The organism is Mesorhizobium sp. WSM4808 (genome assembly GCF_055811675.1).
This window is the reverse complement of the sequence record NZ_JBVVQX010000021.1, coordinates 74,943-88,161: the sequence shown is the minus strand read 5'-3', so window position 1 is coordinate 88,161 and position 13,219 is coordinate 74,943. Positions and strand designations below refer to the sequence as shown.

Annotated in this window: 12 protein-coding genes; 6 read left to right on the top strand and 6 right to left on the bottom strand. The window is 62.4% G+C overall.

Annotation, left to right across the window (positions count from 1 at the left end):
- Window positions 1-109 precede the first annotated feature (109 nt).
- The 6 genes from AC0L2U_RS29225 to AC0L2U_RS29200 all read left to right on the top strand — a co-directional run bounded on the left by AC0L2U_RS29225 (window position 110) and on the right by AC0L2U_RS29200 (window position 6,361).
- Window positions 110-844, top strand: a complete 735-nt coding sequence (locus tag AC0L2U_RS29225) for a FadR/GntR family transcriptional regulator (protein WP_027036801.1) — start codon at window positions 110-112, stop codon at window positions 842-844.
- On the top strand, window positions 841-2,028 hold the full coding sequence (locus AC0L2U_RS29220; protein WP_473603050.1) for a PLP-dependent transferase: 1,188 nt from the start codon (window positions 841-843) through the stop codon (window positions 2,026-2,028). Before AC0L2U_RS29225 ends, AC0L2U_RS29220 begins: the two co-directional genes overlap by 4 nt.
- A gap of 29 nt (window positions 2,029-2,057) precedes the next feature.
- Window positions 2,058-3,335, top strand: coding sequence for an ABC transporter substrate-binding protein (locus AC0L2U_RS29215; protein WP_127270754.1), 1,278 nt, complete (start codon window positions 2,058-2,060; stop codon window positions 3,333-3,335).
- Between the two features lie 182 nt (window positions 3,336-3,517).
- Window positions 3,518-4,441: a carbohydrate ABC transporter permease gene (locus tag AC0L2U_RS29210; RefSeq protein ID WP_473603049.1), complete on the top strand. Its 924-nt coding sequence runs from the start codon at window positions 3,518-3,520 to the stop codon at window positions 4,439-4,441.
- On the top strand, window positions 4,441-5,289 hold the full coding sequence (locus tag AC0L2U_RS29205; protein WP_127320353.1) for a carbohydrate ABC transporter permease: 849 nt from the start codon (window positions 4,441-4,443) through the stop codon (window positions 5,287-5,289). The genes AC0L2U_RS29210 and AC0L2U_RS29205 overlap by 1 nt, the downstream gene beginning before the upstream one ends.
- Before the next feature lie 4 nt (window positions 5,290-5,293).
- Window positions 5,294-6,361: an ABC transporter ATP-binding protein gene (locus AC0L2U_RS29200; RefSeq protein ID WP_473603048.1), complete on the top strand. Its 1,068-nt coding sequence runs from the start codon at window positions 5,294-5,296 to the stop codon at window positions 6,359-6,361.
- A 1,108-nt stretch (window positions 6,362-7,469) separates the two neighbouring features.
- Here the strand turns inward: AC0L2U_RS29200 and rpmG are convergent.
- The 6 genes from rpmG to rnr form a co-directional block, all read right to left on the bottom strand.
- Window positions 7,470-7,637, bottom strand: a complete 168-nt coding sequence (gene rpmG, locus AC0L2U_RS29195) for a 50S ribosomal protein L33 (protein ID WP_006201775.1) — start codon at window positions 7,635-7,637, stop codon at window positions 7,470-7,472.
- A gap of 153 nt (window positions 7,638-7,790) precedes the next feature.
- On the bottom strand, window positions 7,791-8,249 hold the full coding sequence (locus AC0L2U_RS29190) for a YqfO family protein (RefSeq protein WP_473603047.1): 459 nt from the start codon (window positions 8,247-8,249) through the stop codon (window positions 7,791-7,793).
- A gap of 110 nt (window positions 8,250-8,359) precedes the next feature.
- Window positions 8,360-9,538 carry an MFS transporter gene (locus AC0L2U_RS29185; protein ID WP_023810543.1) on the bottom strand — a complete coding sequence of 393 codons (1,179 nt, stop codon included), beginning with the start codon at window positions 9,536-9,538 and terminating at the stop codon, window positions 8,360-8,362.
- An 89-nt stretch (window positions 9,539-9,627) separates the two neighbouring features.
- A complete protein-coding gene (locus AC0L2U_RS29180) occupies window positions 9,628-10,368 on the bottom strand; it encodes an NUDIX hydrolase (protein WP_473603046.1) in 741 nt (246 codons plus the stop codon).
- Window positions 10,369-10,454: 86 nt separating this feature from the next.
- Entirely contained in the window at window positions 10,455-10,889 is a 435-nt protein-coding gene (locus tag AC0L2U_RS29175; protein WP_174800363.1) for a DUF983 domain-containing protein, read from the bottom strand.
- Window positions 10,890-10,900: 11 nt separating this feature from the next.
- A complete protein-coding gene (gene rnr / locus AC0L2U_RS29170) occupies window positions 10,901-13,219 on the bottom strand; it encodes a ribonuclease R (RefSeq protein WP_473603045.1) in 2,319 nt (772 codons plus the stop codon).

Sequence of the window (13,219 nt, the reverse complement as noted above, 5' to 3'; positions counted from 1 at the left end):
GCCTTGAGAGTATCGCGTCCCTCCCTCCGACAGTGCTCCTGACAGTTGGTTGACAGGAGCTTCCTTCTGTGCAGAAATTGGTTGGACCATTGGACCACTTGGAGGAAATGTGGACCAGAACAGCCTGCCCCCCATTCAGACCACGGCGCGCGACGACGCCGTGCTGAAGGCGTTGGTGGGCTTTGTTCGCGCCGAGGCCTTGCAGCCGGGCGAGCGGCTTCCAACCGAACGCATTCTGGCCGAGCGGCTGAAGGTCAGCCGCAACACCGTGCGCGAGGCACTGACACGCTGGGAAGGGCTCGGCCTCGTCGAGCGCCGGCAGGGCAGCGGCACCTATCTCAAGGCGGCTGTTTCACACGATATGCTGCACATGCCGCTGACGCTGGCGGGCGGCAATGATTTCACCAGCCTGATGCAGACGATGGAGATCCGCCGCGCGCTGGAGGCGGAGGCCGCAGCCCTTTGCGCCGAACGCGCCAGCCAGGCCGACATCGCCGAAATTGCACGCAAGCTCGACATCATGGAGCAGGCGTTCCGCACGCGCGACGGCATGTCGTCGGAAGAGGATTGGGAGTTCCACCAGGCGATCTACCGGGCCTCGGGTAATCCGCTGTTCGAGCAGATCATCGCCGCCATGTACGAATTGTTCCACCGCTTCTGGGAGCATCCGCTCGGCGTTCGCGATTTCGGCCATGCCAGCTTTCCCTATCACCGCACCATCTACGAATGCATCGCAGCCCGTGACCCGCAGGGCGCCCGCGCCGAAGCGCTCAAGCTGATCGCCACCGTCGAGGACGATCTCAAGCGCGGTGCGGCCAAACTCAAACTTTCGAGCCAGACATGAACGAGCATCCATCCGGTTTCGATCACGACTATCTCTTGGAGGCGGCAACACTTTTGGCGCATGACGAACCGTTTACCGGCGGTGCGGTGGTGCCGCCGATCTATCAGACCTCGCTGTTCACCTTCGCCAACTATGCCGAGATGGCCGATACCTTTGCCGGCAAACGAAAGCAGCCGATCTACTCGCGTGGCGACAATCCGACGGTGATGGAGTTCGAGGCGCGTGTCGCCGCGCTCGAAGGCGCAGAAGCAGCGCGCGGCTTTTCCAGTGGCATGGCGGCGATCAGCGCCACGGTGCTTGCGTTCGTTGGGGCAGGCGAGCGCATCGTGGCGGTGCGCAATTGCTATGGCGATGCCTACCGGCTGTTCGAGCGGTTGTTGCCGCGGCTCAACATCAAGGTCGATTATGTCGACGGCTCCGACCCGGATGCGGTCGCGGCGGCACTTCCCGGCGCCAAGCTACTTTATCTGGAAAGCCCGACCTCGATGATGTTCGAGTTGCAGGACATCGCGCATCTGACACGGTTGGCCAAGGAACAGGGCATCGTCACCACGATCGACAATTCCTGGGCGACGCCGGTGTTCCAGAAGCCGATCACGCATGGCGTCGATCTGGTGCTGCATTCGGCCTCGAAATACCTTGGCGGCCACAGCGACACCGTCGCGGGCGTGGTGGCGGGTTCGGCTGCTCATATCAAGCACATCAACGAGCAGACCTATTCCTATCTCGGCGGCAAGCTGTCGCCATTCGAGGCGTGGCTGTTGCTGCGCGGCCTGCGCACGCTGCCGCTGCGCCTGCCGCACCACATGAAGAGCGGCCTGACCATCGCCGAACGGCTGAAGGCGCATGCCAATGTCGAGCGCGTCAACCATCCCGTCTATTCGAACCATCCGGGCAAGGCGACGCTGGCCGGCTATGCCGGTCTGTTCTCCTTCGAGGTGACGGACGAGATCGACATTCCCGTCTTCGTCGACGCGCTGAAATATTTCCGCATCGGCGTCAGCTGGGGCGGGCATGAAAGCCTGGTCGTACCGGCCAAGGCGTCGCTGGAGCAGACGCCGGGCCTGAATTCGATGGCGCGCTTCGGCGTCAGCCCCCGAACCATCCGCTTCAATGTCGGATTGGAGAGTGTCGAAGACCTGTGGGCTGACGTCGCCCAGGCCTTCGAAAAAGCCAGAAAATAACAAGCGGGTTCAAAATGGGAGTCTTGAACATGAAAAAACTGACCGTCATGCTGGCCACCGTTGCGGGGCTGGCGATTTCCGCCGGAAATGCCGTGGCCGACTCGACCCTGAAAATGGTCGAAGTCATCACCAGCCCGCCGCGCACCGAATTCCTGAAGAAGCAGATCGCCGAATTCGAAACAGCCAATCCGGGCATCAAGGTCGAGCTTATCTCGCTGCCCTGGGGCCAGGCGTTCGAGAAATTTCTGACCATGGTGCAGGCCGGCGATACGCCTGACATCGTCGAAATGCCGGAACGCTGGATGGGCCTCTATGCCAACAATGCCCAGCTCGAGGATCTCGGCCCCTATATGGCCAAATGGGATGATGCCAAGACGCTCGGCGACCGCGCCAAGCAGTTCGGCTCGACCGTCAACAACACCCAGTTCATGATCCCCTACGGCTACTATGTGAACGCGCTGTTCTGGAACAAGAAGCTGTTCAAGGAGGCCGGCCTCGACGGACCGCCGGCGACGCTCGACGATTTCATCGCCGATTCCAAGAAGATTTCCGCGCTCCCGGGGAAGTACGGCTACTGCCTGCGCGGCGGGCCGGGCGCCTTCAACGGCATGCACATGTTCATGAACATTGCTGCCGGCAAGGGCGGCTACTTCAACGAGGACGGCACTTCGACGATCAACGAAGAAGGCTCGGTCAAGGGCCTGCAGATGCTGGCCGACATGTACAAGGACGGATTGGCGCCGAAGGATGCGGTGAGCTGGGGTTTCAACGAAACGGTCACCGGCTTCTATTCCGGCACCTGTGCCATGCTCAACCAGGATCCGGACGCGCTGCTCGGCATCGCCGACAAGATGAGCGCGGACGATTTCGCCGTGGCGCCTTTGCCGGTCGGGCCGAGCGGCAAATCCTATCCGACGCTGGGCTATGCCGGCTGGGCGATGTTTGCCAACTCGCAGCACAAGGACGACGCCTGGAAGCTGATGGCGACGCTTCTGTCGCCGAAGGACAATCTGGAATGGGCCAAGGAAGTCGGCGTCGTCCCGATCCACAACGGTGCGGACCAGGATCCCCATTTCAAGACGGAGCAGTTCAAGGGCTGGTTCACGGAGCTCAGCGACAGCTCCAAATATGAAATGGTCACCCCGCCGACGCATCTGGAGAACCTCGGCAATTTCGTCGACCAGGTGGCGATCAAGAATTTTCAGGAAGTGCTGCTTGGCCAGAAGACGGCCAAGGACGTCGCCGACCAATGGGCTGCCTTCCTGACCAAGGAACAGCAGGACTGGCTGGCGAAGAACAAGAAGTAAGCGCCTCTTTTTTCCTTCTCCCCGTTCTACGGGGAGAAGGTGGCCCGATAGGTCGGATGAGGGGCGGCGCTATGCCTCGATTGGTTCGCGCTGCTCCTCATCTGCCTGCCGGCATCTTCTCCCCGTGAACGGGGAGAAGGACGCTGTTCCAGACGCCGCTCCAGGGAGCCGATCCTCAGCCAATGACCTCCGCCGTGTCCGAAATACGATCCGCCGGCAAGCCGCGTCGCAAGCGGCTATCCCACGCCGCCATCGAGCCATGGCTCTATCTCAGCCCGGCGATCATCCTGCTGGTCGTGGTGCTTTTGGTGCCGCTGGTCATCGGCATCAGCTACTCCTTCCGCAAGTTCTCAGCGTTCAAGTCCGAATATGTCGGGCTCGGGCAGTACCAGGCGATGCTGTCGGATCAGGTACTGGGGCAGGCGCTGGTCAACACGTTGTGGTGGACCGTCGCCAGCCTTTTCTTCCAGTTCTTCCTCGGCCTTGGCCTGGCGCTCCTGCTCGACAAGCCGTTTCGCGGCCGCAAGGCAGTACAAGCCCTGGTCTTCCTGCCTTGGGCGGTGCCGTCCTTCCTGTCAGGCCTGACCTGGGCCTGGCTGTTCAATCCGATCATCGGCCCGCTGCCGCACTGGCTGTTTGCGTTGGGGCTGAAAGCCGAGCCGACCAATGTGCTGTCCGATCCCTCTACCGCCATGTGGGGACCGATCGTCGCCAATATCTGGTTCGGCATTCCGTTCTTCGCCATCACACTCCTGGCGGCACTGAAATCCATTCCATCGGAACTGCATGAGGCAGCGGCTATCGATGGAGCCTCGCCCTGGCAGCGCTTCACCAAGGTGACGCTGCCGTTTCTGGCGCCGACCATCGCCATCACCGTGATGTTGCGCACCATCTGGATCGCCACCTTCGCCGACCTGATCTTCGTCATGACGGAGGGCGGGCCGGCCGGCTCGACCAACACGGTGCCGGTCTACATCTATGTCAGCGCCTTCAAATCGCTGGACAAGGGCTATGCCTCGGCGGTGGCGGTGCTGTTGCTGATCCTGCTCATCGCCTATGCGATCGCCCTGATCGGCATCCGTCGCACGCTGGTGAGGCACGTCTGATGATCGCAGGACGCACAGCCTCGCAGCGCTTCTTCGGCGGCATCGGCCTCTACGCGGCAATTGCTGCCTATGTGATCTTTGCCCTGTTCCCGATCTACTGGACGCTGAAGATCTCGGTCACGCCGGAGCGGCTGCTCTATTCCGAAGGCATCACCTTCTGGCCATCGCACATGACGCTGCAGAACTTCGTCACCGTGCTCGAGACGACCGATTTCCCGCGCTATTTCCTCAACAGCGTCATCGTCTCGGTCTCGACGGCGGCACTGGTGACGATCATCGCCACGCTCGCCGGCTATGCCATGTCGCGCTTCACCTTTCGCGGCAAGGCAGCCTTGGCGCTGATGTTGCTGCTCACCCAGACTTTTCCGCTGGTGATGGTCATTCCGCCGATCTACCGCGTGATGGGGCAGATCGGCCTGATCAACAGCCTGACCGGGCTGATCATCATCTACACCGCCTTCAACACGGCCTTTGCCACCTTCCTGATGCAGTCGTTCTTCGACGGCATCCCCAAGGATTTGGAAGAGGCCGCGATGATCGACGGCTGCACCCGCGCGCAGGCCATGCGCAAGGTGATCGTGCCGCTGACGCTGCCCGGCATGGGCGCGACGCTCGGCTTCGTCTTCACCGCCGCCTGGAGCGAGCTTCTGTTCGCGCTGATGCTGATTTCCAGCGACGACCAGAAGACCTTTGCCGTCGGCCTGCTCACCTTTATCGGCAAGTTCGCCGTCGACTGGGGACAGATGATGGCGGCATCCATCCTGGCGCTGATCCCGGTCTGCATCTTCTTCGCCTTCCTGCAACGCTATCTCGTCACCGGCCTGACCGCCGGCGCCGTCAAAGGATAGATCGATGGCCTCTGTTACGCTCGAAAAGGTCCGCAAGGACTATGGCGCCGTCCGTGTCCTGCACGCGGTCGACCTTCAAATCGCCGATGGCGAGTTCGTCGTCCTGGTTGGGCCGTCAGGTTGCGGCAAGTCCACGCTTTTGCGCATGATCGCCGGGCTGGAGGAGGCTTCCGGTGGCGAGATCCGCATCGGCGAGCGGCTGGTCAACGACGTGGCACCCAAGGACCGCGACATCGCCATGGTGTTCCAGTCCTACGCGCTCTATCCGCATATGGACGTGTCGAAGAACATGGGTTTCAGCCTGCTCCTGAAGAAGGCGGAGAAAACGACGATCGACGCCAGGGTGGACGGCGCCGCCAGGCGGCTCGGGCTCGACACGTTCCTGCAGCGCCTGCCGCGGCAACTGTCCGGCGGCCAGCGCCAGCGCGTCGCCATGGGGCGTGCCATCGTGCGCGATCCCAAGGTTTTCCTGTTCGACGAGCCGCTGTCGAACCTCGACGCCAAGCTGCGCGTCCATATGCGCGCCGAGATCAAGGCGCTGCACCAGCAGCTGAAGACGACATCGGTTTATGTCACGCATGACCAGATCGAGGCGATGACCATGGCCGACCGGATCGTCGTCATGCATGACGGGTTGATCCAGCAGGTCGGCGCACCGCTCGATCTCTATGATCGGCCGGCCAACATGTTCGTCGCCGGTTTCATCGGTTCCCCCGGCATGAATTTCCTGCCGGCGATTGTTCGCAAGGGTGGTACCCCGGAGGCTGTACTGACCGATGGCCAGGCGCTGCGCCTGCCGGAAGGCCTGCCGCTGACGGACGGTGACGCCATCACCGTCGGTCTGCGGCCCGAGCATATCAAGTTGGCGGATGACGGCGCGTTGAAGGGCGAGGTGGGGGTGGTCGAGCCGCTCGGGCTTTCGACGCAGTTCTACGTCAAGCTGGCCAGCCAGCAGCTTTGCGTCTTTGCCATGGGCCGTGCCGGCGTGAAGCCAGGCGACGAGGTGAGGTTGGTTGTCGAACCAGACCAATTGCATCTGTTCGATCCGAAAAGCGGTGATCGCATCGGCTGAGGGGGACTCAGCCGGGCGGCGGGCAGCCGTATGAGGCGCCGATGTCGGGCGGGAAATACAGGTAACGCTACATTTCAATTGGATAAAATAGCGGAACGTCCAACAGACATTTCCGGAACCTAACAGGACCACTCGGACCTTTGCGTCTACAGCGCAAGACCTTAGTCCCGCCGTCTTCTCAAAAGAACGGAGGTCGTTTCGCCACGAATTGGGCCGCCGTCGGAGTTAGTCAACACCGACGGCGGCGCCTGCAAATATGGGCGAGTGGGTTGTGTGCGGATATGGTGTGATCGCGGAATGAGAATGTAGACCGCTAACCGCGAGGGCTTCTTTTGGACAGCGGCGAGCTGTCCAACGGGTTTTCGGCCGACTTGGCCGATCGCCGCTCCTTCAGCCACAGGGACTTCTTTCTTCTTGCCAGGTTCTCGTCCCGGACGCTGTCTTCGGCGGTCACTCCGCCATGCATTGCGGCAATCACGTAGTCGGCTCTGTTGGTTCGAAAGTCGCCTTTTTGTACGGACATCGTTTTCTCCCAGTGCGAGGCATTTCCCCCCTTTTTGCCTGACGCTGAAACTAACTGCCTATCCGTGGTGCAAGTCTACCAATCGCCGATTGTATTAAAACGATACACTCAAGGCGGCACGATCGCACGAGAGGAGCCAATACCGGCGGGGCTCCTTCATTGACCCTGTTGTGATCCTTGCGGGGGTACGGCGGCGGGAGGGGTCGGAGCCTGCGGTGGGGGTTCCGTGGAAGGCGCGGCGGGACTGTCAGGCTGAGGTGCAGGCGGTGCGGCCTCTTCCTCACTCAGAACCTGGTCAGTCCTGGCCTTGATCTCATCGGCCGTCTGCTGGCTTATCAGCCCGTTGCTGACGGCAAAGCCAGCAGCCAGAGCGACAAGGGCTGCAATGATTGCAGCTTTCAACTTCTTCGACATCCATAGGCGCCTTGTTCATGACACCCAACCCACGGCCAAGGGTGCCGCAACCGTGACGAAGGGTCAATCCTTTGGCTGGAGTCTCTGCTCGGATGCAACGAAAGCAACTGGTTACAAACGAAAAACGCCGCCCATTGGGCGGCGTTTCGGCATTGCAGCGTGAAACCCAGATTACTTGATCTTGGTTTCCTTGAATTCGACGTGCTTCTTGGCGACCGGGTCGTACTTGCGGAACGACAGCTTGTCGGTCTTGGTGCGGCTGTTCTTGCTGGTCACGTAGAAGAAACCGGTGTCGGCGGTCGACAGAAGCTTGATCTTGATGTTTGCGGCTTTGGCCATGATATCAGTCCGTTTGTTCGTGGGGTTTTGGCCGCTGGAGCACGGGGAAACACCCGGACGCGGGAAACTTGGCGCGACACATAAAGAACGCGCCCGGAAAGTCAAGCCCGGCAAGCCTAGTGCGACCCGCCTGAGCCTGCTGGTGAACAGAAATCATGCGGTTTCCGTCGCCGGTGCAGCAACCTTCTTCCAGTCTCCGGTCGTGTTCCACCAGCGATTCGGATTGGCGCGGTCGTCCAGTCCCTTGGAACGGCTGGCGAGAATCGGCTGAATGCGGATCACCGGTTCCTGGTAGGAATGGGCCTGGAAAATCGCCTCGACGACGCGGGCGGCCAGCACCTGATCGTCCGGCAGTTCGAAGGAAACCTCGACCGTGCCGGGCCGCCGCCGCAATTCGGTTTCGGCACCGGCGGCCGCACCGTCAAGCGGCCTGTAGCGTTCGATGCCGTGCGCCGACTGATAGGCATTGCGGTCATATTTGCCCATGGCCAGCGGCGCAATCGCCACCACAGCATCCATGATGCGGTCGACGTCGGCGGCCGGAGCCTGGAAGGTCACGAGCAGAAGCAGTGTCATTCGTAGCGATGTGGTTTCAAAGCCGCTGTCGATCATGGAAGTGTCCTCAAGTGTTTTGGGACACTCTTTTAGCCCTGTGCTCCTGACACGGTTCTGTCAGCAGCCTGCCACCGTGCGCGCCAAATGCAGGGCTGGCGGCAGTTGCGCTACAGCAGGATCTTGCGAACCAACCTGACGGCGACCAAAGCGATATAGGCGGCGAAGAACAGGCCGAGCGACCAGCCGAAGCCGGACGGGCCGAACGCATCCATGCCGATGCCGATCGCCTGCGGGCCGAGCACCATGCCGACACCGTAGCACAGCACGAAGGCGGCGTTGGCCGACGCCAGTTCATGGCCGGAAAGCTGCGAGCCGAGATGGGCAAGGCCGATCGTGTACATGGCAGCGACGACGCCGCCCCAGACGAACAGAAGCGCGGCCATCAAATGCCAATTCTGGGCGAAGAAGGGCATGAAGACGGTGCCGATAAGACCGACCGTGGCGCAGGCAATCAGCAGGTAGCGGCGATCGCTGACGCGATCGCTGATCATGCCGATCGGGATCTGCAACAACACATTGCCGAGGCCGATCATGGTCAGCAGAAGGGCCGCATCGGCCTCGGAATAGCCGATGCGGCTGCCATAGATCGGGAAGAGCGCAAAGCCGCCGGTTTCCACCGCGCCGAACACCAGCACGGCTGCGGTCGCCGACGGCACCAGCCAGATGTAGCGCAGGAAATTGCTGGTTTCGCCATCCGAGGCGATCGAGGGGCTCTCGTTGCGTGCTGCCAGCACGGGTATCGCCGCCAGCGTCACCAAGGCGATGATGACGCCGAACGGCCTGAAGCCGGAACTGCCGAGATGGGCGAACAGCCACGGTCCGGCGGCAAAGCCGAGTGACAGGACAGTGGCGTAAATGCCCAGCACAAGGCCGCGCCGGTGCGGCGGCGCCGAGGTGCTGATCCAGAATTCGGACAGGATGAACAGCACCGTCAGCGCAATGTGCAGCACGATGCGCAGCGGAAACCACATCCAGAAATCGGGTGCGAAATGAAAGCCGACAAAGGCCAGCGCGCCGGCGGCGATCATGGCGATCATAGTCCAGGCAACGCCGAACCGCATGGCGAGTGGGGTCGCCAGCGGCGCACCGGCGATCGAGGCGAGGCCGGCAACGGCGGTGTTGAGGCCGATCATCGAAGCCGAATGGCCGCGCGTTTCAAGGATGACGCTGAGCAGCGGCATGCCGAGGCCGATGGCGATGCCGACGACGCTGATCGACGAGATCGCCGCCACCATCGGCAGCCAGTGTACGCGTTCGTCGCCCTGTGGTTGGGTATCGACCGTCATGGGATGCTGAATACTCTGCCTGTTTGATCTAAGGAAAGTGCTGAGCGCTTTTCCCGGGAAAACCGCGTCACACTTTTCCTGGAATTGCTCTAGAGAAGTTCGCGGGTGAAGCGTCTGCGGACAAGCCGGTAGAAGGGCACGGGTCGGCCTGGACGCAACAGTGGATCATGGGCGAGGCGCTTTTCCAGCTCGTCCAGGATCATTCGGGTGATGTCGGGTATGTCGGCTTCCCTGGCCTTGGCGAGCGGCAGCCAGACCAGCTCTTCGAGCTCGTTGGTGGGACTGCCACCGGGCAGTTCGACGGCGACGTCGTCACGCCAGGCGCTGAAAAAGCGGGTGTCGAAGCGGCGCACGCGGTTGGGCGGCGTGATGGCGCGCGCAACGAAGCGCAGCATGTCGAGAGAGGGTTGCACGCCGTGTTCGGCAAAGCCCTGCCAATCGGACCTGGAGGTTGCGAAAGCACCCTTGCGGCCGATCAGCAGCCCGGCTTCCTCATAGGTTTCGCGGATGGCGGACAGGGCGATGGCGCGGGCTCGTGCGGCGCTTGTGCGGCCCGGTCCGGCGATCAGCCTGGCTTCCTGCTCCGGGTGCAATGCGGCGACGACCGGTATGCGGCTGTCGGCCGGATCGGTGCGGCCGCCGGGAAAGACGAACTTGCCCGGCATGAAGGCGTGGCCGGCATGACGGCGACCCATCAGAACCAGCACGTCATCGTCCTTGCGGTCGAGCAGGATGAGGGTTGCCGCGTCGCGCGGGCGAATTGGCCGGTCGCTATGAGCGATCATGCTCCGCTCGATCCTGTCGACTTCCGCCTTGGTCATACCGTCCATGCGCAGGACCTAGCGGAAACTTCTGGCAAGCGAAAGTGGCCTTTCACGGTCGGTATGTTGCGCCAGGCAGCATTCTTGGCTGCGGCCTAGGCTCCGGGATGCGGCTCGATCACGTCGTGCTCGCCGCCGAAGCCGTGCATATAGAAGGCCCATTGCAGTCCGATGACGGCACCCTTGATCGGCTGCAGCAACGCAACCGACAAAAGGATGGTCAGCGGAACCCAGATGGCGATGTGCTGCCATGTGGACAGCGTCGACGTGGCCTCAACGCCCATGAAGGCGCCCAGCACGACATGGCCGACGATGACGATGACCAGATAGGCGGGCAGGTCGTCGGCCCGGTGGTGATGCAATTCCTCGCCGCAGACACTGCATGTGTCGACGGTCTTGGTGAAAGCGCGAAACAGCTTGCCTTCGCCGCAATGCGGGCAGCGGCCGAGCAGGCCGCGCTTCATCGCCGTCCACAGCGGGCGCGCGGTCCGGCCTGAGTGATGTTCTCCGCCGAAAACCTGTTCTTCCATGGCTGTTGTCATCATCGTCTCCTGCCGCGCGAACCCGGTCGCGATTGCGACGCGCGAGCGCGGCCCTTGGCCTTGTGAAACGACCGCTTGGAGCCCGGCAGAGGCTTCGGGTCGGTCAACATCTCGAAGCGCATCGCCCCGGCCATCGGCGCCACCTCGATGAGACGGACCTCGACGCGGTCCGCGAGCTGATAGCCTTTGCCCGAGCGTTCTCCGAACAGGGAGCGGGCCGTTTCGTCGTATATATAGTAATCGCCGTTCAATGTTGACACCGGGATGAAACCATCCGCGCCGTACTGCGGCAATTGGACAAATAGTCCTGACTTGGTGACGCCGGAGATGCGGGCATCGAACCGGTCGTCGACGCGTTCGGCGAGATAGGCGGCGATCAGACGGTCGACCGTGTCCCGCTCGGCCGCCATTGCGCGGCGTTCCGTGCCGGAGATCAGCACGGCGACATCTTCGAGCCGTGCCGCTTCGTCCTGCGTCAGCCCGCCCGGACCCAATCCGAGTGCGGCAATAAGTCCGCGATGCACGATCAAATCGGCATAGCGGCGGATCGGCGAGGTGAAATGCGCGTAGCGGCGGAGGTTGAGACCGAAATGGCCGATGTTCTTTGGCGAGTATTCGGCTTGGCTCTGCGAGCGCAGAACCACTTCGTTGACCAGGCCTTCATTGTCGGCGCCGCGCACGCGCTCCAAAATGCCGTTGAACTGGCTTGGCTGCATCTGCGCGCCGCGCGCGAGTGACAGGCCCAATGTCTGCAGGAACTCGCGCAGCGATTCCTGTTTGGCCAGTGATGGCGCGTCATGAACGCGATAGACCAGTTCCTGTTTCTTCGCCTCGAGCGTTTCGGCCGCCGCGACATTGGCCTGGATCATGAATTCTTCGATGAGCTTATGGGCATCGAGCCGGTCCGGCACGATGACGCGATCGACGGTGCCGTCCGCCTTGAGCACGATCTTGCGCTCCGGCAGGTCGAGTTCGAGCGGCTGGCGGCCGTCGCGGCCGCGCTTGAGGATCGCATAGGCGTCCCACAGTGGCTTCAGCACGGTTTTGAGGATCGGACCTGTCTTGTCGTCCGGCGCGCCGTCGATTGCCGCCTGAGCCTGTTGGTAGGCGAGCTTTGCCGCCGACTTCATCATGACGCGATGGAAGGAGTGCCTGAGCTTGCGGCCCTCGGCTGAAAAAACCATGCGCACGGCGAGCGCCGGACGGTCCTGGCCCTCGCGCAGCGAGCAGAGATCGTTGGAGATGCGCTCGGGCAGCATCGGCACGACGCGATCCGGGAAATAGACCGAATTGCCGCGCTTCAATGCTTCGCGGTCGAGCGCCGTGCCGTAGCGCACATAGGCGGCGACGTCGGCGATTGCGACAGTGGCAACCACGCCGCCGGGGTTCTTCTCGTCGAGATCCGGCGTGGCGAAGACGGCGTCGTCATGGTCCTTGGCGTCGGCCGGATCGATGGTGATCAGCGGCAGGTCGCGCCAATCCTCGCGGTGATCCAGCGTCGCCGGCTTGACCGCTTCGGATTCTGCGATGACGTCGGCCGGGAAGATATGCGGAATGTCGTGCGCGTGGATGGCGATCATCGAGACCGCCTTTTCGCTGGTCAGAGAGCCCAGCACGTTGAGCACCTTGGCCCTCGGCAGCCCATAGCGGGAAGCCCGCGCCGGCTCGACCTCGACCAGGTCACCGTTCTTGGCGCCGTTCTGGAATTCCTTGTCGACGATCAGTTCGGGCTGGCGCCGTTCCACCGGCTCGATGCGGAAGGTGCCGTCCTGCAAGATGCGAAAGACACCGAGCACGGCATCGGTACGTTTTTCGAAAATCTTCACCACCCGCCCGGTGTAGGCGGGGCCGCCCAGGGCGACGTTCGTGTCGTCGGCCGGAAAGGTCTTGGCCAGCACGCGGTCGCCAATGCCGGGCGCCGGTCCACTGCCACTGCGCGACAGGCGGATGGAAACGATGGGCGGCGGTCCATTGGCTGTGTGTTCGGTTGGGCGCGCCAAGAGCACGCCATCGGCATCGCGGTCGAAAATATCGAGGACCGTGACATGGGGCAGGGCACCGACGCGAGCCAGCCCCTTGCGCTCCTTGGTGAGGACGCCTTCGTCCTGCAAGTCGCGCAAAATATCCTTCAGCCAGATGCGGTCGTCGCCGCGCAGTGCGAACGCCTTGGCGATGTCGCGTTTGCCGGCGCGATCGGGATTTTCGGCGATGTAGCGCAGGATTTCGTCACGCGAGGGCCGGTAGTCGTCCTTGACCTTGGCTCTGGTGTCGGCGGTGCGCGGATCGCCGTGGGTTCTGCCGGTGATCTTGCGCGCCAC

Bases quoted from the DNA above. Each gene is read 5' to 3' on its own strand.
- AC0L2U_RS29220 (WP_473603050.1), top strand. From the start codon at position 841: ATGAACGAGCATCCATCCGGTTTCGATCACGACTATCTCTTGGAGGCG.
- AC0L2U_RS29215 (WP_127270754.1), top strand. From the start codon at position 2,058: ATGAAAAAACTGACCGTCATGCTGGCCACCGTTGCGGGGCTGGCGATT.
- AC0L2U_RS29210 (WP_473603049.1), top strand. From the start codon at position 3,518: ATGACCTCCGCCGTGTCCGAAATACGATCCGCCGGCAAGCCGCGTCGC.
- AC0L2U_RS29205 (WP_127320353.1), top strand. From the start codon at position 4,441: ATGATCGCAGGACGCACAGCCTCGCAGCGCTTCTTCGGCGGCATCGGC.
- AC0L2U_RS29200 (WP_473603048.1), top strand. From the start codon at position 5,294: ATGGCCTCTGTTACGCTCGAAAAGGTCCGCAAGGACTATGGCGCCGTC.
- rpmG (WP_006201775.1), bottom strand. From the start codon at position 7,637: ATGGCCAAAGCCGCAAACATCAAGATCAAGCTTCTGTCGACCGCCGAC.
- AC0L2U_RS29190 (WP_473603047.1), bottom strand. From the start codon at position 8,249: ATGATCGACAGCGGCTTTGAAACCACATCGCTACGAATGACACTGCTT.
- AC0L2U_RS29185 (WP_023810543.1), bottom strand. From the start codon at position 9,538: ATGACGGTCGATACCCAACCACAGGGCGACGAACGCGTACACTGGCTG.
- AC0L2U_RS29180 (WP_473603046.1), bottom strand. From the start codon at position 10,368: ATGGACGGTATGACCAAGGCGGAAGTCGACAGGATCGAGCGGAGCATG.
- AC0L2U_RS29175 (WP_174800363.1), bottom strand. From the start codon at position 10,889: ATGGAAGAACAGGTTTTCGGCGGAGAACATCACTCAGGCCGGACCGCG.